This is a genomic window from Pseudomonas sp. GW101-3H06, from assembly GCF_059424605.1.
The window spans coordinates 3,658,571-3,675,953 of the sequence record NZ_JBWKZO010000001.1 but is presented as its reverse complement, the minus strand read 5'-3'; the positions used below and the strand labels follow the sequence as shown (position 1 = coordinate 3,675,953).

Genomic DNA, 17,383 nt, shown 5'->3' with positions numbered 1-17,383 from the left:
GTCAGAACACTGAGCAATCAATCTGTAGCTCTACTGGATTGAAATGGCGCGTGCCGAGGTTCCCCCATGTCACAGACTCAACGCTTACTCTTGATCGCTCCCTCCGCCATGACCCGTACCCCGGCGTTCGACCGTGCCGCGGCCTTGGCGCTGGCGATGCATTTGCCATTGCACATCGTGGCGTTCGACTATTCACAGGCCCTGGCGGTAGCCGGACTGTTCGACCCGGAACAGTTCGACCGGGCACGGGCCGGCTATCTGCAAACCCATCGGCAATGGCTCGCGGAACAGGCCGGCTTGATCAGCAAGCATGGCGTCGAGGTCACCAGCGAGGTGGTATGGGTACAGGATCCTTATGCCGAGATCCTGAACTTCATCAACGAGATGCCGCTGACGCTGATCATCAAGGACGCCCAGGAAGAATCGGCGTTGAAACGGGTGTTTTTCACGCCGCTGGATTGGCAGCTGCTGCGTGATTGTCCGGTGCCGGTGCATCTGGTGACCACGCCTCTGAACCCCCGTCCGCGCAACATACTGGCCATCATCGATTTGTCGCGTGATGGAGATCAGGCCCCTGTGTTCAATGACCAGATTATCGACGCCGCGGCGAAACTGGCGGCTGTCTGCGAGGCCAGCCTGGAACTGCTGCATGTGTATGACTGGACGGTTGTATACGCTCAGGACATGGGCTTTGGCGCCTTACCGCTGGCCACCGGCCTCTATGAAATGTTGGGAACGGCTCAGCATGACGCGTTTGCGGCCATCGCTGAACGCCATGGCGTACCTGCGGAGCGTCGTCACTTTTACGAGGGGGCACCTGTGCCGCGCATTTGTGAGTTCGTCTCGGACCACAATACCGATGTCATCGTCATGGGTACTGTGCAGCACAAGGGTTTGAGAAAGCTTCTTGGGACCACGGCTGAGCAACTCTTGCATCGGGCGCCATGCAGTGTGCTGGCGATTAAACCGGGACGAATGCTGCAATCCTGAGGGCTGGATCGCCCCGCGATGGACCGTTGGCCGGAACATCGCGGGGACGATGGTTTACAGGTTAAGGCGATGGATGACCTGGCGGGAGTCGTCGGGATCGTTGTGCGTTTCGAAACCCAATGCCTTGGCCAGGTCGCGCATGGGGGTATTGCTGGCCGCGTCCACGGAATACATCTGGCGATAACCATTGTGGCGGGCGGCCTTGATCAAATGCTCCATCAGCCGTGTGCCCAGGCCCAGATGCGTCCATTCATCGGCAACCGTGACCGCGCATTCGCATTCATGTGCGCCGGTGGCTGCGTAGCGACTGATACCGATCTCGATCAGTTGACCATTGTCGTGGACCAGGGCGATGTAGGCCACGCGCTGTTTATTGTCGGTGTCCATCAATTGGTTGAGCATTGCCGTACCCGGCTCATTGATCTGTGCGAGAAACCGCATGTGCCGGGATTCGGGAGACAGTCGTTTGATGAAGGCATATTCACGGTCGCGATCCTTTTCGGCCAGGGGCCGGATCAGCACGTGGCGGCCGTCCCTGAGCGCTTCGACCCAGTGTTGGCCGTCGACGGCGGCGTAGGCGGCCGCGGCCCGATCATTGTGGTCTTTGACAGTGAGCATGGGGTATTCCTCCGGTGCGTTATTGCAGGGTGAAGGGCGGTAAAGACAACCGTGTTTGACTCCTTTGTACGCTGCTGTCCGCACTGGAATTTGATCTGGATCAGAGACCGGCGTCAGCTCCGTCAATTCACGCGTGTTTGATGTAAATCAACTCGCATGAGGGCTCAGAGCGCAGTGTTATAGCGTGCCGGCACGTGAAGACCGGGGTCGAACGGAGGTGTGTGATGAGTCAATATCAACGGTTGCTGTTGATCGTCGATCAAAGCTTGCAGCAGTCTCCCGCCATGCAGCGTGCCGTCGCGCTGGCCAAGGCCGCCGGCGCCATCCTGGATGTACGGGCCTTTGTCGAACCGGCACCCGTGGTGCATTTGTGGGACGAAAAGGTCGACGACGCCGAGCAACAGCGCTATTTGCGTCGCTACCGCCGCTGGGAGGCCGAAGAGCTCGACCGGCTCAGCGACCTGGATCTGGAGGTGACGGTCAAGGCCGTCTTCACCACCCATGCGCTGCTGGACATTTTGCGGACGGTCGAAGATCTCAAGCCCGATATGTTGATCAAGGATGTCACCCTTGAACCTGTGCTCAAGCGCGTGTTCATTACCCCACTCGATTGTCACTTGTTGCGTGAATGCCCGATACCCATGCACTTGGTCAACCACGTCCGCTACAGCTTGCCTCACCGGATCGTGGCGGCAGTGGACCCGTTCGATCCGGCCACGCAAATCAGCGGCTTGAATGACACCATCATCCAGACCGCCAATGCCCTGGCCCTGCAATGTGATGCGCCGTTGCACCTGCTCTACGCCTATGACTTGACGCCTGTCTTCAACAGCGATGCGCCACTGGCCGGGGGTGGGTGGGGCGTGGACCTCATCGAGGAGCTGCGCCAGTCCTTGCACCAGGCGTTTGTGACATTGGCCGAGCGCTACGGTGTGCCGCCTGAACGACGTCATTTCGTCATGGGGTTGCCGGTACCGGTGATCAGTGGATTCGTCGAGGAATATTTGGCCGACGTGGTGGTCATGGGCGCTGTGCATCGGGTGGGAATCGACCGGCTGATCGGCAGCAATACCGAGCGGGCGCTGTACTCGGTGCCGGGGAGTATTCTGGCGGTCAGGCAGCGCGTCAGGGAATAAGCACGATCGCGCCATTGAACTGCCCGGTCCGCAGCCGTTCCAGTGCCACGTTGGCATCGTCGAGGGCAAAGCGGGTAACGTCGCAGTGGACAGGCGTATGCTGCAACGTCTCGAAAAACGCTGTGCCATCGGCGCGGGTCAGGTTGGCCACCGATCGAACGCTGCGTTCACCCCACAACAGCCGATAAGGAAAGGCTGGAATGTCACTCATGTGAATGCCGGCGCAAATCACGCAGCCGCCCTTGACGGTGACGGCCAGGGCCAGCGGTACCAGCGCACCGACCGGAGCGAAAATCAGACTGGCATCGAGCAGGTGCGGCGGAGGCTGATCCGAAGGCCCGGCCCATTCGGCCCCCAGTGATCGGGCATACGCCTGACCCTCGCTGTCGTCTGGACGGGTGAAGGCATACACCTTCTGTCCGCGCCCGCGGGCGACCTGGATGGCCAAATGTGCCGCCGCGCCAAAACCGTAAAGACCCAGATGGTGAGCGTCCTTGGCCATTTGCAGGGCCCGAAAGCCAATCAGGCCGGCACACAGCAGTGGAGCCGCCTGGGTGTCGGACAGTGCCTCGGGAATCGGAAAGCAGAACCGCGCGTCAGCCAGGGTGTAGTCGGCATAACCGCCGTCCAGATGACAGCCGGTGAACCGGGCCTTGTCGCAAAGATTCTCTCGGCCCGAGCGGCAGAACACGCAGTGGCCACAGGTCCAGCCCAGCCAGGGCACGCCCACCCGGCGACCCATCCATTCGGACGCGACGTCGGCACCGACGGCTGAGACTTCGCCGACAATTTCATGCCCCGGCACCCGTGGCAGCCGCGCTTGGGGCAATTCGCCATCCACCAGGTGCAGATCGGTGCGGCACACGCCGCAGGCCAGGACTTTGATCAACAGTTGCTGTGAGCCTGGCGTGGGAATGGGGCGCTCTTGCAATTGTAACGGCTGGCCGGGGCGATGCAGGACCATGGCACGCATGAAGACACTCCAGACGGCAGGTGTCACCTCAGGTGACGATGGCAGCCCACGATCAGTTGCTTGAGCCCATCCATGTTCTGGATGTTGACGTCGCGACCGGTTATTTCCACCAAACCTTGGTCACGCAGGTGGGCGATGCCCCGACAGACGGTTTCGAGGCGCAAACCCAGGTAGGAGCCGATTTCCTCCCGACGCATTTTGAGCACGAAGTTGCGGGACGAATAACCGCGGGAGTTCAAGCGTTGCGACATATTCAGCAGGAACGCGGCCAGGCGTTCATCCGAGTTCATGTTGCCCAGCATCATCAGCATGTCGTGATCGCGAACGATCTCCCGGCTGAGGATCTTGTTCAGGTTGTGCTGCAATGAAGGCAGCTCTCGGGCCAGTTTTTCCAGATGAGCAAAATGGATGGGGCAGACCTCGCTGTCCTCCAGGGCAACCGCATCGCAGGTGTGTTGATCCGTACTGATGGCGTCCAGGCCGAGCATTTCACCCGAAATCTGGAACCCGGTCACTTGCTCGCGACCATCGATCGAAAGCACGCTGGTCTTGAATGAACCCAGGCGGACGGCATAAAGCGATCGTAATGGGTCGCCTGCGCGGTAGAGTGCCGAGCCTTTTTTGACCTTGAGCCGTTGCATGATCAGTGTGTCCAGGCGCTCGATTTCGACACCGGTCAAGCCTAGCGGCAGACACAACTCCAACACGCTGCAGCTGGAACACGCCGTTTTGAGGTGTTGATCGCGATACGATCGAGTTTCTGTCACGTGGAAGCCCTCCATATCAGCTTATTGAGCATAGTTTCTAGATTGCCATGGACGCGGGGAAAAGAGACATAAACCCGCGCGATTCGACGAGTGGATCCTGAACCGGATGTGTTTCAGATAAGTATCAGGGCGGATTTGAATTGCCTGCTGGCCGCCGCCTTGAAACTTGAGGTAAATCAAGTTGCAACTCTTCCAGACTTACAAAATCAACCCTATTGATCGGTGAGTTGGACACGGGTGGAGAATTGCGATGAGCGACGTTCTGAGTGCCGAGCAACTGGAAGGGCTGGATGCCTATTGGCGGGCATCCAATTATCTGGCGGTCGGGCAGATCTACCTCAAGGACAACCCGTTGCTGAGAGAGCCGCTGAGCCTGGCGCATATCAAGCCACGGTTATTGGGCCATTGGGGCACGACGCCGGGATTGAACCTGATCTACACGCACCTCAATCGGCTGATCAATCAGCACGATCTGAACATGCTGTTCATTGCCGGCCCCGGTCATGGCGGACCGGCGGTGGTGGCGCAGACCTATCTGGAAGGCACTTATACCGAATGCTATCCCTCGGTGGAGCGCAATGTTAATGGCCTGGTTCGCCTTTTCCGGCAGTTTTCCTGGCCGTATGGCATTTCCAGCCATGTGTCGGCGCAAATTCCGGGGTCGATTCATGAAGGTGGCGAGCTGGGCTACAGCCTGGCCCATGCCTACGGTGCCGCGTTCGATAACCCCGACTTGATCGTCGCGTGTGTGATCGGTGATGGCGAGGCCGAAACAGGTACGCTGGCGGCCAGTTGGCACTCCAACAAGTTCCTCAACCCCGCGCGTGACGGTGCGGTGCTGCCCATCTTGCATCTGAACGGCTACAAAATCGCCAACCCCACGGTGCTCTCCAGAATCAGCGAGGACGAACTGTCGGCGCTGATGTATGGCTACGGCTACGATCCGTACTTCGTCGAGGGCGATGACCCCATGGCGGTGCATCAGGCGCTGGCCAGAACCCTGGCTACGATGCTGCTCAAAATTGCCGAGATTCAGCGTGTCGCGCGCCAGTATCCGCAGAGTGGGCCAACGGAGCGCCAACTGTGGCCGATGCTGGTACTTCGCACGCCCAAGGGCTGGACCGGGCCGAAGTTCGTCGACGGTCATCGGGTTGAAGGCACTTGGCGGGCGCATCAAGTCCCTTTGGCCGATTTCCACCAACCACTGCACCTGAGTCAACTTGAGGAATGGCTCAACAGTTACCGTCCTGATGAATTGTTCGATGCCAATGGCGCCTTGCTGCCCGAACTGGCCGCCCTGGCACCTACCGGGCATCGGCGCATGAGCGCCAATCCCCGTGCCAATGGCGGTTTGCTGTTGCGCCCTCTGGATTTGCCGCGCTTCACCGACTATGCCGTCAAATGCGACATCCCCGGTACTGTGCGTGCCGAAGCGACTCGGGTCATGGGCACCTACCTGCGCGATGTCATGAAGAACAACCTGAGCGCCAGCAACTTTCGGTTGTTCGGCCCGGATGAAACCGCCTCGAACCGCCTCGACGCTGTTTATGAGGTGAGCGCCAAGACGTGGATCGACCCGCTAGAGCCTGAAGATCTCAATCTGGCGGCCGATGGCCGGGTGATGGAGATCCTCAGTGAACAGGTTTGCGAGGGTTGGCTGGAAGGGTATTTGCTGACGGGACGCCATGGTTTTCTGTCCTGTTACGAGGCCTTTATCCATATCGTCGATTCGATGGTCAACCAGCATGCCAAATGGCTGAAGACCGCCGCCGAAGTGCCGTGGCGCAAGCCGCTCGCTTCGCTCAATTTTCTGCTGACGTCCCATGTCTGGCGGCAAGACCATAACGGGTTCTCCCACCAGGACCCGGGCTTCATCGATCTGGTGGCTAACAAGAAGTCGGACCTGGTGCGCATTTACCTGCCACCCGATGCCAATTGCTTGCTGTCGGTGGCTGACCATTGCCTCAAAAGCCGCGACTACATCAACGTCATCGTCGCTGGTAAACAACCGGAATGGCAGTGGCTGGATATCGACGCTGCCCTGCGTCATTGCCAGGCAGGTATCGGTCGATGGGACTGGGCCTGCCGCGAGGATGACGACCCGGATGTGGTGATGGCCTGCGCCGGTGACGTGCCGACCCTGGAGACGCTGGCCGCCGTGACCCTGTTGCGCGAGTACGTACCGGACTTGCGGGTGAGGGTGATCAACGTTGTCGACTTGATGGTGCTTCAGCCATCCTTTCAGCACCCCCATGGTTTGCCGGACATGGCTTTCAACGAACTGTTTACCGTCGACAAGCCGGTAATCTTCGCCTTCCATGGCTATCCCGCGCTGATTCATCGATTGATTTACAAACGCACCAATCATGAGCATTTTCACGTGCGCGGCTTCATTGAAGAGGGCGCCACCACGACGCCGTTCGACATGGCGGTGATCAACAACATGGATCGTTATCGACTGGCGTTGGACGTCATCGAACGGGTGCCCCGGTTGCATGATCAGTTGCAAGTCGCGCGTTCGCGCTATTGGTCGACCATGGAAAAACACAAGCTCTACCTCATCGAGCATGGACAGGACATGCCCGAAGTACTGAACTGGCAATGGACGCCGGGAGCGGGCCGCTGAGTCCAGGGGCGGCGGTTGCATTGAATCGTTATCCGAGGGGGAGGCCAGTCATGAGCCAGTATCAGCGGTTGTTAGTGATGATCAACCCGGCCCTGCGCCAGGCTTCGTCAATCAATCATGCAGCCGCGCTGGCCAGGGCCAGTGGCGCGAGTTTGCACATTGCGGCGTTGATTGCACCGGTCAAAGGCCTGTCGATGTTTGACGAAGGCGATCGCAAACGGGTTCGCAAGCACTACCTGCAGAACCAGCGCGACTGGCTCGAGACCCAGGCGCAAACTCTGCGCGGCAGAGGGATCGAAGTGACCACCGAGGTGGCTTGGACCGATGACCTGGGACAAGACATCATCGATCACGTGACGGACATGCAACCCGACCTGCTGATCAAGCAAATTCAGCACGAATCAAAACTGAAGCGGGCATTTTTCACCGCGTTTGACTGGTACTTGCTGCGCCACTGCCCGGTACCGGTTTATCTGGTGGGCGGTAGCAGCTTCGTGTTGCCACGCAAGGTTGTGGCAGCGGTCGAAGTATCGGAATTCGATACCGACAACGCGTTGAACGACCTGATCATCAAACAGGCACGCAGCCTTGCCATGCAATGCAATGCCGAACTGCACTTGCTGTACGCCTGTGATATCCCGGCCGCGTATCTGGCGGACTTCGGCAACCTCACACTCGCGGAACTCACCCAGTCGCTTCGCAAGGATCTGGAAAAATCTTTCCTGCGGCTGGCGGGTCGGTATGGCGTGCCCTCTGAGCTGCGACATCTCATTGAGGGGCATCCGGTCAGGGTATTGAGTGAGTTCGCCCACGAACATCAAGTGGATGTCATTGTGATGGGCAAAACCCAGTCCCATGCAATGGGCAAGCTTTTGGGCAGCACGACCGAGCACATCCTGTACCAGGTGCCCTGTTGTGTGCTGGCGGTCTAGACCCTGTTGCGCCCTGGTGACACTCAAGTGCGATACGGTACGAGCGCTGGAAAGTCTTCGGGGGTCAGGGTTTCTTTCTCAAGCAACAGATGTGCGCCGGCGTCCAGATCGGCCCGGCGACTCTCCAGCAAAGCCCTGGCCCGCCCATAGGCTTCATCGAGCAGGGCACGTATGCACAGGTCGACTTCCCTGGCGGTCTGTTCCGAGTAGTCTTTCTCACCAGGCCCCGGCATGCGTTCGCCCAGGTAAGTCATGTTTTGTCGCTCCAGCACGGACTGACCGAGCTCGGTGCTCATGCCAAACCGGGTGATCAATTGGCGCGCGATATCCGTCGCGTGGGCCAGGTCATCGGCAGCGCCGGTGGAAATCTGGCCATAGGCGAGGAATTCGGCAGCGCGTCCGGCCATCAGGACGACGATTCGATCCTTGAGCATTTGGCAACTGATCAGGAAGTGATCTTCAGTCGGACGCTGCAGGGTATAGCCCAGCGAACCAATGGCACGGGGCACGATGGAGACTTTGTGCACCGGATCCATGGCCGGCAGACTGCTGGCGGCCAGGGCATGCCCCATTTCGTGATACGCCACCACCTGGCGCTCTTCGGGGCGTAGCACACTGCTCTTGCGTTCAATCCCGGCGACGATACGCTCTACAGCGGCCGTGAAATCATCGAGGCTGACCGCTTCGGCCCCACGACGGGTGGCGACGATGGCTGCTTCATTGACCAGATTGGCCAGGTCAGCGCCGGTGAAACCCGTGGTGATGTCGGCGATAGGGTCGGCATTGAGGGCAGGTTCCGTGGTGATTTTGTGCAGGTGAACCTTGAGGATCGCTTGACGACCTTTTCGGTCGGGGCGGTCGATCAACACCTGCCGGTCGATTCGACCGGCCCGAAGCAGCGCCGGGTCCAGAATCTCTGGCCGGTTGGTCGCGGCGAGCAGCACCACCCCCTCACGGGGATCGAATCCGTCCAGCTCTGACAGTAGCTGGTTGAGCGTTTGCTCCTTTTCGTCATTGCCGCCAAATGCACCGACGCCGCGCATTTTGCCCAGTGCATCCAGTTCGTCGATGAAAATGATGCAAGGTGCCGCCTGCCGCGCCTGTTCGAACAGGTCATGCACTCGGGCGGCTCCCACCCCCACGAACATTTCGACAAACTCGGACCCCGATATCGAAAAAAAAGGCACACCGGCTTCACCGGCGATGGCTTTGGCCACCAGGGTCTTGCCGGTTCCCGGAGGGCCAACCAACAAGGTGCCCTTGGGTATGTGCGCCCCCAGGCGTGAGTATTTGGCTTTGTCCTTGAGGAAAGAGACGATTTCCACCAGTTCGGCCTTGGCCTCATCGATGCCCGCGACATCGGCAAAGGTCACGCCGGTTTCGCGCTGCACAAACACCTTGGCCCGGGACTTGCCGATGCTCATCAACCCACCGACACCTTGTTTTTCCGCCAGCCCGCGAAACAGGAAATGCCAGATCACCATGATCAGGACAAAAGGCAGGAGCACGCCCAGCAGGCCATTAAGCACCGTGTTTTCGTTGACCCCGGTGAAGCCGACGCCCGAACGACCCAGCTCAGCCGCCAGCGCCGGATCCACCCGCGCCGTGGAAAACTGCTGATGCCCATTGATGGGTTCTTGCAGCTTGCCGCTGATCTGATCCTTCTCGACCCGTAAATCGCTGACCTTCTGCTCGTTGAGCAGTTGCACAAACTGACTGTACGGAATGCTTTGCACGGCATTGCGTTCGAAAAACAGTAGTTGAACCAGGGTCAGCACTACAAACGCAATCGCGAAGTAAGACAGGTTCCATTGGTGATTTTTTTTCATGGACGTGGCTCTGGGTCGTGGCGCCGACCAGGGGCGAACGATGATTGCCGGTCACTGTGTTTCTACGCCTGGGCGCAGGAAAATCGTTGAGGTAAATCAACAATCTCCCGATGAGCACGCAAGGGACGTACGGCCACCGATTTAGTTGATAAAAGTCAGTGCCACCAACGGATACCGCCAGATACTTGAACCACTGCATTTGCAGTGCACACGCCGAGGCGAAGATCATGAACAAGTGCTTGTCCATTGCATTGCTTGGTATTTTGCTGGCGGTGACGGCCGGTTGCAGTCATCAGCAGGCCCAGGCAATCGACGCACGCCTGGAAAATGCCGAAAACAATGCCGCCACGGCACGGCTCAGGGCCGATGAGGCGTACATAAAAGCCGAGCTGGCAGAGGCCGCGGCCGCACAGGCGCAAACTGCAGCCGATCAAGCAAATGAACGCCTGAAGCGGATGCTGGAGAAGGCAAGTCGCAAATGACAAGCGATAGCCTCAATCCCCCAGGCAGGAGATTAGAGTTGCAATCATTCAGGTAAACGTTTCAGGGAGAGGCACGCGATGCTCAAACTCAAACGCATTCTATTGATAGCCCCTGGCGAAATGACCCTTACTCCGGCATTTGAACGTGCGTATGCACTGGCCTGTGCAACGGGTGCGTTTTTGCATATTGTCGCGTTCGATTATGTCCCGGCTCTGGCGGTGGCGGGCCTGCTTGACCATGATGCAATGGCCCAGGCGCGGGAGGGGTATTTACAGGTGCATCGGCAGTGGCTGGAACAGCAAGCCCGCTTTAAACGTTGCATCGGCCTGCAGGTGACGACTGAAGTGGTTTGGGCCCGATCGAGCGTGACGCACGTGCTTGAGTACGTGAATGACTTTTATCCGGATCTTGTGATCAAGGACACTCATTACGTGCCGGCCCTCGACCGGGCCTTTCATCGCCCCCTGGACTGGCATTTGCTGCACGAATGTCCGGCGCACTTGCACCTGGTGACCAGCGCCGCAAACCCCAAGCCGTTGAAAATTCTCGCGACCATCGATCTGTCCCATTTGGAAGAACTGACCCAGGGGGTGAATGAGCGAATACTCGACCTTGCTTCCACGCTGGCGGCCAGTTGCGGTGCCGCGCTGCACCTGCTCAATGTCAGTCGTTGGTCAGTGATGAACGATGCGTCCAGAAGCGTGCCGACAGGCAGTCTGACCGACAGTTTGAGGGACGCGATTGAGGATGCCCAGCAGGAAGCCTTCGATGTACTTGCCGAACGCTATTGCATCCAGGCTTCATGCCGACATTCATTGGCCGGCACCCCCCATAAGGTTATCGGCCTTTTTGCTCAACAAAATGCCTTTGACATGGTGGTGTTGGGGACGAGGTATCCCGATGGGAAAAACGGGTTTATCGGCAGTACCGTCGAGAGTGTGTTGAACCGGGCACCGTGCAGTTTGATGATCGTAAAACCTTCGCCTGCACCTGATTGAAAGGACACTGTCGAGCTTGCAGTTGATAAAAATCAACTGGCCTTGCGCCAAAAGGCGCCATCAATAGCGCTCCCCTGAATGATCAAGGAAACGGCCATGCGAATCACATTTCTGGGTGCCGCGGGCACGGTCACGGGCAGCAAGTACTTGCTGGAGCATCGTGACCAACATGTGCTGATCGATTGCGGTCTGTTCCAGGGCTATAAGCAACTGCGATTGCACAACCGCGACCCGTTCCAGCTTCCGGTCAGCGACCTGGAGGCGATTGTGCTGACCCATGCCCATCTTGATCACAGCGGCTATCTGCCCGTACTGGTGCGCAATGGTTATCGCGGCCCGGTTTATGCCACGCCGGCGACTTGTGAGCTGGTGAAAATCCTGCTGCTGGACAGTGGCCGGTTGCAGGAAGAAGAGGCTGAGTTCGCCAACCGGCATGGCTTTTCAAAACACAGCCCGGCGCTGCCGCTTTACACCGAGCAAGATGCCGAGCACGCCCTGAAACTGTTGCGGCCAGTGGAGTTGCACCACAAGGTTAATATTGTCTCGGACATGGCCATCGAGTTTCGATGCGCCGGGCATATCCTGGGTGCGGCAACGGTGCAAGTGAGCGCCAATGGCATGGACCTGGTGTTTTCCGGGGATCTGGGGCGGCCCGACGACCCTTTGATGTTCGCTCCGGAAACCGTCGAGCAGGCGGACTACCTGCTGGTGGAGTCGACTTACGGTGACCGTAAGCATCCAGTCGAGTCGCCACAGGAGCAATTGGCTCAGGTCATCACCCGTACCGCGCTGCGCCGAGGCATTACGCTGGTGCCGTCGTTCGCGGTGGGACGTGCCCAGCTGTTGATGTATCACCTGTATCAGTTGAAACGAAAAGGGGCGATTCCCGATATTCCCATCTACCTGAACAGCCCGATGGCCACTGATGTCACGTGTCTGTATCAGCGATTTCGCAGCGAGCACAGATTGTCCCTGGAGGACTGCGAAGGTATGTGCCATGTGGCGCAATTCGTGCGAACCGTACAGGACTCCAGAGCACTCGATCAGCAACGCACCCCGGCGGTGATTATCGCCGCCAGCGGCATGGCGACCGGAGGGCGGGTGGTCCATCACCTCAAGGCGCTGGCCCCCAATCCGGTCAATACGCTGCTGATGCCGGGTTTTCAGGCCGGTGGCACCCGTGGGGCACAAATCATTGCCGGCAGTCCATCCGTTCGCATCCATGGCAGGGACGTGCCGATAAACGCTGAGGTGGTACCGATGCAAACCCTGTCGGCGCATGCTGACGCCGATGAAATCATGCAGTGGTTGCGTGGGTTCAAGCGAGCACCCAAACACACATTTGTGGTGCATGGCGAACCAAACGCATCGGATGTGCTGCGCCGTCGTATCAGCCTGGAACTTGGGTGGTCGGTTTCGGTACCGGAGTATCGCGACAGCGTCGACCTCAGCCAAATCAACTCCCCTGAAAACTCGCTACGCTGACAAAAAAAACAGCCCCCGGCCAGTGTCGAGACGGGGGCTGATCGGCCAGCAATCGAGTCATTATCGTTCCTTCGTATCCTGGGTGCATAACCATTGCCGCAAGGCTTGTTGGTACTTCTCTTCCGCGCGTCTTTTCGCTTCGGAAAACTCATGAATGGACAACGTTGAAACAGGCTCGCGCAACATGGCGTAGGCTCGCTCGTTCAACCGGTCGGCCTCGAAGAACAGCTCGGCGCAAGCGTTGATCGTTGGCCGATGGGTGGGCTGTTCGGTTGTTTGCGTGTCGATGTTCTCCATTATTTTTCCCTCTGAAAGCACAGAAGTGACTATCCGGTCTTCTGGCATTCTTCAAAATGGGGCATTGAACCTATCCTGGCCTGGTACTGCTCATCCCGATTCCGCATGCGCTCACCGGCGTGCTCGGCCTTTTTCCTTTTTTCGCTATACGCCGGGATGACAAGGTCTATTTGGACTCGATTTCGAGCGGTGCGGATTGACCTGGGTCAATGCGTAATCATGTGTCGACAGTCGCTCGTCGCGCTGAAAAAGGTCGGCGTTGAAGGGGGGGCAGCGTTGAACCTTAGAGCGCGTCGATGCAGGCGATGCGCCGACCTTTGGGCTGTGTGGAAAAGGGAAGTCCCGGCCCGTTTGATATTTATCAACGCCAGCGACATTGCGCCGGCGCAGTCTGATTCAACGCGGGGTGCTGAATCCGGCGTTGAGCCCCATCTGTCTGGAGTCGAATCATGAGCCAGTATCGACGGTTGTTACTCATCATCCACCTTGCCCTGGGCCATTCTCCGGCCATCAGCCATGCAGCAGCGCTGGCCCGGGCCAGCGGCGCGAGTTTGCATATCGCCGCCCTGGTTCCATCGTTGAACTTGTTGTCGCTGCTCGAAAATGGCGACCGGGAAAAGGCAAGGGAGCGCTACCTGCAGGACCATCGCGATTGGCTCAAGGATCAGGAAAAACTGCTGCGCGGCAGAGGGGTCGACGTGACCACCGAGGTGGCCTGGGTTGATGACATGAGGCAAGACATTCTGGATTACGTCGCAGAATTGCAGCCCGACCTGTTGATCAAGGAAATTCAACATGAATCGGCGCTCAAGCGCGCACTCTTTACCCCGCTGGATTGGCGCTTGCTGCGCCAGTGTCCGGTACCGGTTTATCTGGTGGGCGGCTCCGGTCACGCCTTGCCCCGCAAGGTGGTGGCGGCCGTCGACGCGTCGGCTGGCGAGTCTGAACACAGCGAACTCAATGATCGCATCATCCAACAGGCCTCCAGCCTGGCCATACAGTGTGACGCCGAGTTGCACCTGCTCTATGCCCACGACCTTTCAGAGGACTATCTGGAAGAGTTGAGCGATAGCTTCAAACTGTCAGCGCTGAGCAAAGGGGTGCGCAAAGAGTTGGAAAAGTCGTTTCTGGCATTGGCCAGCCGGTACGGTGTTCCCGCCGACCGCCGGCATTTCGTTTTGGGTCACCCCGTCACGGCACTCAGTGAATTTGCCAGCGAGCATCATGTGGACGTGATTGTGATGGGTAGAGCCCAGTACCAGGGCCTGGAGCACCCTTTGGGCAGTACGACCGAACATATCCTGTATCAGGTGCCCTGCAGTGTACTGGCGGTCTAGAGAGGTCCCGGCCGCACATTGGCACGGGCAAAGCTCAGACATGATCAAAGGCGCCACTTTCCGCCAGCAAGGTGGCGATCAGGGCCGTGCTGTCGAGTACCTGCAGGTGACGCGTGACACAGTCTGGCGGCAGGCGAAACGGCGGCACGGAATCAGTGATCGCAATGTGTTCAAAAAGAGGCGGGTCGAACAGCCGACTGCCTGCGGTAAACAAACCGTGGGTGGCGGCTGCGAACAGTCGGACGGCACCGGCCTTTTGGCAGGCGAGGCCGGCATGGGTCAGCGTTTCACCCGTGCTGATCAGGTCGTCGAAAACGATGGCTGTCTTGCCTGAGACTTCGCCGATCAAGAGAGTACCCGTCAGCGTGGCATGATTGCGGTGCTTTTCCATCAAGGCACTGCCGACCGAACGTCCCAGTTGCCGTTCCAGGGCCTGACGAAACTGCTCGGCGCGCTTGGTTCCCCCTGAGTCCGGGGAAACGGCAACCACTTCGGCATCGCCGACGAGCCCGGCGAAATGCCCGGCGAACAGTTCGCTGCACTGCAGATTCCAGGCCGGAATGCGAAAGGCATTGTCGAACGCTGCCGGATTATGCACGTCCAGGGCGATCAGGCGATCCACGCCACTGGCTTCAAAAAAGGCGGCGACATAACGTGTAATGGTCGGGTCCTGAGGCTGGTTTCGGCGATCCTTGCGTCCGTAGCACAAGTAGGGAGCCACCACTTGCACACGACGAGCGTCGGCATCCTTGAGTGCGCCGCAGAAGAACAGCAGGCGACACAGCTTATCGTTCGCGCTCTGCTGACCCTCCCCATACAAGGAGTGGAACACCACCACGTCACGACCGCTGACCGGGTCCAGCGGTCGGCATTTATGTTCGCCGTCTTCATAGTCGCGCTCTTCATGGCGCGCCAGTTGACAGCCAAGCCGCTGAGCGACGCGACTTGCATAACATTCAGTGCCCTTGAGGGCAAAAAGAAGCGGGGGCCGGGTCAGCATGCATGGGCTCCTTGGAGGCCGGATTTGAAATGCGCCTCACCTGAAATGCCACGTATCCATCATCTATACCGCATTGCCGCGATAGAGCCTGAGTGACGGGACGACCCTCGAACGGTCGCTGGGTCAGCGAGCGGCCCCATGACGAACAACGTCAATGCAAAACTCCGTTTCGTAGGGCGGTACGTTGCATTCGACGATGTCACCGGCCGCCACTTGCAGATGCACCCCGACAATGTCGGCATGAATCGGCTGTTGGCAAACATGGCGGTCGACCAATACCGCAGTGTAGACCCGACGCGCTCCGAGTTGTGCCAGATACGCGCAAGTGCGCAGGAGTGAATGGCCTTCGTAAAGCACGTCATCGACCACCAGAAGGGTGGTGTTGGCAAGGTCCAATTCACCCAAAAGCGGATTCTCGGTTAATTGCGTGTGCGCGTGCAGCACCTGGAGGTCATCGGCATAGCGCTTGACCTTGAGGGGGTAGAGGGGCAGTTCCGGCTGGCCGGTCTGGTGTGAAAGATGCTGGCGCAAGCGCTCAGCCAGCGGCTCGCCACGGCGCTGGATGCCAATCAATGCGGCTTGGCTGGGTGGCAGCAGCGCCGCGACCTGTCGTGCCATCGCCTGTAGCACGTCTTCGAGTTCATCGCTGTCGTACAAGCGCAACCGCTGACTTGGCAACACGGTCGACATAGCAACCTCCTGTGAGCCCTGTGCACTGCACCCCGTGCGAGTGCGGTTTGGTCAAGGTAACCCCATTGACCCTGGCTCGATTGATCTTGATCAACCACGATGAAATGAAATACGGAGCTACCCAGAGACCGGCAGATGCCGGGTCATCGGGCGGTCTTGCGCGGGCACTTGATATAAATCAACGCCAGGGCGGTCTCAACGGAGGACGCTAAACTGGAAACGCCGGTGTCTGTTACGCAAAGAGACATCAACTGTTCCCGTCGAGGGTAGCTGAAGGCACCAAGCCCCATCTGGAGTCGGATCATGAGCCAATATCAACGCTTATTACTGATCATCAACCCGGCCCTGCGCCTCTCGCAGGCTATCAACCACGCGGCGGCCCTGGCCAAGGCCAGTGGTGCGAGTTTGCATATTGCCGCCTTGATTCCGTCGTGGAAGCTGTTGTCGCTGCTCGAAGAGGGCGACCGGGACAAGGCTCGCGAGTGCTTCCTGCAGGACCATCGCGATTGGTTGAAGGACCAGGCGAAAAACCTGCGCGGCAGGGGGATCGAGGTGACGACGGAGGTGACCTGGGTCGATGACATTCAGCAAGACATTCTTGATCACGTCACGGAAATGCAGCCCGATTTGTTAATCAAGCAAGTGCAGCACGAGCCGGTGCTCAAGCGTGCGTTCTTCACGCCACTGGACTGGCGCTTGCTGCGCCATTGCCCGATCCCGGTTTATCTGGTGGGTGAAGGCGGGCTTGCCTTGCCGCGCAAGGTGGTGGCAGCCGTTGACGTTACCAATACGGAGCCAGAGGGCAGCGAGCTCAATGAGCGGATCATCAAACAGGCGTCTGGTCTGGCCTTGCAGTGCCAGGCCGAATTGCATTTGCTGTTTGCCTGCGACATTTCGTCGGTCTATCTGGGCGACGTGGGCGGTGGTGGCTTGACGCTTGCGGACCTTGGCAGTCAGTTGCGCGAGGAACTGGAAAAATCGTTCCTCGACCTGGCTGATCAATACGGTGTGCCCGCCGACCGCTGGCATTTCATTGAAGGGCACCCTGTTTCGGTGCTGAGTGAGTTCGCCCATGCGCACAGTGTGGATGTGATCGTGATGGGACGAATCCAGTCTCGTGGCCTGGACAAGCTCCTGGGCAGCACGACCGAACACATCCTGTATCAGGCTCCTTGCAGTATTTTGGCGGTCTAGAGCGAACAGGGCCCTGATATGACGAAAC

The 17,383-nt window shown here is 58.7% G+C and carries 16 protein-coding genes; 9 read left to right on the top strand and 7 right to left on the bottom strand.

From position 1 onward, the window contains the following. Positions 1 to 66: 66 nt before the first annotated feature. Positions 67 to 990, top strand: a complete 924-nt coding sequence (locus tag AC07ZE_RS16720) for a universal stress protein (protein WP_207265777.1) — start codon at positions 67 to 69, stop codon at positions 988 to 990. Between the two features lie 54 nt (positions 991 to 1,044). Here the strand turns inward: AC07ZE_RS16720 and AC07ZE_RS16715 are convergent, their stop codons facing one another. Next, positions 1,045 to 1,608 (bottom strand): GNAT family N-acetyltransferase, encoded by a 564-nt coding sequence (locus AC07ZE_RS16715; RefSeq protein ID WP_207265776.1) that lies wholly within the window; start codon positions 1,606 to 1,608, stop codon positions 1,045 to 1,047. A 224-nt stretch (positions 1,609 to 1,832) separates the two neighbouring features. On the opposite strand from AC07ZE_RS16715, the gene AC07ZE_RS16710 reads away from it, so the two are divergent. Beyond that, on the top strand, positions 1,833 to 2,744 hold the full coding sequence (locus AC07ZE_RS16710; RefSeq protein ID WP_207265775.1) for a universal stress protein: 912 nt from the start codon (positions 1,833 to 1,835) through the stop codon (positions 2,742 to 2,744). Here AC07ZE_RS16710 and AC07ZE_RS16705 read toward each other — a convergent pair. Together AC07ZE_RS16705 and fnr are read right to left on the bottom strand one after the other, a co-directional pair. Next, complete coding sequence (locus AC07ZE_RS16705) at positions 2,734 to 3,717, bottom strand: zinc-dependent alcohol dehydrogenase family protein (protein ID WP_207265774.1); 984 nt, start codon at positions 3,715 to 3,717, stop codon at positions 2,734 to 2,736. The genes AC07ZE_RS16710 and AC07ZE_RS16705 overlap by 11 nt on opposite strands. A 23-nt stretch (positions 3,718 to 3,740) precedes the next feature. Then, entirely contained in the window at positions 3,741 to 4,484 is a 744-nt protein-coding gene (fnr, locus tag AC07ZE_RS16700; RefSeq protein WP_207265773.1) for a fumarate/nitrate reduction transcriptional regulator Fnr, read from the bottom strand. A gap of 250 nt (positions 4,485 to 4,734) precedes the next feature. Between fnr and AC07ZE_RS16695 the strand changes: the two genes are divergently transcribed. Further along, positions 4,735 to 7,110 (top strand): phosphoketolase family protein, encoded by a 2,376-nt coding sequence (locus tag AC07ZE_RS16695; RefSeq protein ID WP_207265772.1) that lies wholly within the window; start codon positions 4,735 to 4,737, stop codon positions 7,108 to 7,110. Between the two features lie 50 nt (positions 7,111 to 7,160). After that, positions 7,161 to 8,042: a universal stress protein gene (locus AC07ZE_RS16690; protein ID WP_207265771.1), complete on the top strand. Its 882-nt coding sequence runs from the start codon at positions 7,161 to 7,163 to the stop codon at positions 8,040 to 8,042. A 23-nt stretch (positions 8,043 to 8,065) separates the two neighbouring features. On the opposite strand, the gene ftsH is transcribed toward AC07ZE_RS16690, so the two are convergent. Beyond that, entirely contained in the window at positions 8,066 to 9,871 is a 1,806-nt protein-coding gene (ftsH, locus tag AC07ZE_RS16685; protein ID WP_207265770.1) for an ATP-dependent zinc metalloprotease FtsH, read from the bottom strand. Between the two features lie 227 nt (positions 9,872 to 10,098). Here ftsH and AC07ZE_RS16680 point away from each other — a divergent pair, with 227 nt between their 5' ends. From AC07ZE_RS16680 to AC07ZE_RS16670, 3 genes are all read left to right on the top strand, one after another. Further along, positions 10,099 to 10,353: an Lpp/OprI family alanine-zipper lipoprotein gene (locus AC07ZE_RS16680; protein ID WP_207265769.1), complete on the top strand. Its 255-nt coding sequence runs from the start codon at positions 10,099 to 10,101 to the stop codon at positions 10,351 to 10,353. 78 nt (positions 10,354 to 10,431) lie between these two features. Further along, positions 10,432 to 11,352 (top strand): universal stress protein, encoded by a 921-nt coding sequence (locus tag AC07ZE_RS16675; protein WP_207265768.1) that lies wholly within the window; start codon positions 10,432 to 10,434, stop codon positions 11,350 to 11,352. Positions 11,353 to 11,448: 96 nt separating this feature from the next. After that, positions 11,449 to 12,837 carry an MBL fold metallo-hydrolase RNA specificity domain-containing protein gene (locus AC07ZE_RS16670; protein ID WP_259331962.1) on the top strand — a complete coding sequence of 463 codons (1,389 nt, stop codon included), beginning with the start codon at positions 11,449 to 11,451 and terminating at the stop codon, positions 12,835 to 12,837. A gap of 60 nt (positions 12,838 to 12,897) precedes the next feature. Here AC07ZE_RS16670 and AC07ZE_RS16665 read toward each other — a convergent pair whose 3' ends face one another. After that, a complete protein-coding gene (locus tag AC07ZE_RS16665; RefSeq protein WP_207265766.1) occupies positions 12,898 to 13,134 on the bottom strand; it encodes a hypothetical protein in 237 nt (78 codons plus the stop codon). 449 nt (positions 13,135 to 13,583) lie between these two features. Between AC07ZE_RS16665 and AC07ZE_RS16660 the strand changes: the two genes are divergently transcribed. Next, positions 13,584 to 14,471 (top strand): universal stress protein, encoded by an 888-nt coding sequence (locus AC07ZE_RS16660; protein WP_207265765.1) that lies wholly within the window; start codon positions 13,584 to 13,586, stop codon positions 14,469 to 14,471. 34 nt (positions 14,472 to 14,505) lie between these two features. Here the strand turns inward: AC07ZE_RS16660 and AC07ZE_RS16655 are convergent, their stop codons facing one another. Together AC07ZE_RS16655 and AC07ZE_RS16650 are read right to left on the bottom strand one after the other, a co-directional pair. Continuing rightward, entirely contained in the window at positions 14,506 to 15,471 is a 966-nt protein-coding gene (locus AC07ZE_RS16655) for a ribose-phosphate diphosphokinase (protein WP_207265764.1), read from the bottom strand. Between the two features lie 123 nt (positions 15,472 to 15,594). After that, entirely contained in the window at positions 15,595 to 16,161 is a 567-nt protein-coding gene (locus tag AC07ZE_RS16650) for a phosphoribosyltransferase family protein (RefSeq protein WP_207265763.1), read from the bottom strand. A 303-nt stretch (positions 16,162 to 16,464) separates the two neighbouring features. Between AC07ZE_RS16650 and AC07ZE_RS16645 the strand changes: the two genes are divergently transcribed. Next, positions 16,465 to 17,355 (top strand): universal stress protein, encoded by an 891-nt coding sequence (locus tag AC07ZE_RS16645; RefSeq protein ID WP_207265762.1) that lies wholly within the window; start codon positions 16,465 to 16,467, stop codon positions 17,353 to 17,355. The last annotated feature ends 28 nt before the right edge of the window (positions 17,356 to 17,383 follow it).

Coding starts and splice junctions, on each gene's coding strand:
- AC07ZE_RS16645 (WP_207265762.1), top strand. CDS start 16,465: ATGAGCCAATATCAACGCTTATTACTGATCATCAACCCGGCCCTGCGC.
- AC07ZE_RS16680 (WP_207265769.1), top strand. CDS start 10,099: ATGAACAAGTGCTTGTCCATTGCATTGCTTGGTATTTTGCTGGCGGTG.
- AC07ZE_RS16690 (WP_207265771.1), top strand. CDS start 7,161: ATGAGCCAGTATCAGCGGTTGTTAGTGATGATCAACCCGGCCCTGCGC.
- AC07ZE_RS16710 (WP_207265775.1), top strand. CDS start 1,833: ATGAGTCAATATCAACGGTTGCTGTTGATCGTCGATCAAAGCTTGCAG.
- AC07ZE_RS16665 (WP_207265766.1), bottom strand. CDS start 13,134: ATGGAGAACATCGACACGCAAACAACCGAACAGCCCACCCATCGGCCA.
- AC07ZE_RS16715 (WP_207265776.1), bottom strand. CDS start 1,608: ATGCTCACTGTCAAAGACCACAATGATCGGGCCGCGGCCGCCTACGCC.
- AC07ZE_RS16670 (WP_259331962.1), top strand. CDS start 11,449: ATGCGAATCACATTTCTGGGTGCCGCGGGCACGGTCACGGGCAGCAAG.
- AC07ZE_RS16705 (WP_207265774.1), bottom strand. CDS start 3,717: ATGCGTGCCATGGTCCTGCATCGCCCCGGCCAGCCGTTACAATTGCAA.
- ftsH (WP_207265770.1), bottom strand. CDS start 9,871: ATGAAAAAAAATCACCAATGGAACCTGTCTTACTTCGCGATTGCGTTT.
- AC07ZE_RS16660 (WP_207265765.1), top strand. CDS start 13,584: ATGAGCCAGTATCGACGGTTGTTACTCATCATCCACCTTGCCCTGGGC.
- AC07ZE_RS16655 (WP_207265764.1), bottom strand. CDS start 15,471: ATGCTGACCCGGCCCCCGCTTCTTTTTGCCCTCAAGGGCACTGAATGT.
- AC07ZE_RS16650 (WP_207265763.1), bottom strand. CDS start 16,161: ATGTCGACCGTGTTGCCAAGTCAGCGGTTGCGCTTGTACGACAGCGAT.
- AC07ZE_RS16675 (WP_207265768.1), top strand. CDS start 10,432: ATGCTCAAACTCAAACGCATTCTATTGATAGCCCCTGGCGAAATGACC.
- AC07ZE_RS16720 (WP_207265777.1), top strand. CDS start 67: ATGTCACAGACTCAACGCTTACTCTTGATCGCTCCCTCCGCCATGACC.
- AC07ZE_RS16695 (WP_207265772.1), top strand. CDS start 4,735: ATGAGCGACGTTCTGAGTGCCGAGCAACTGGAAGGGCTGGATGCCTAT.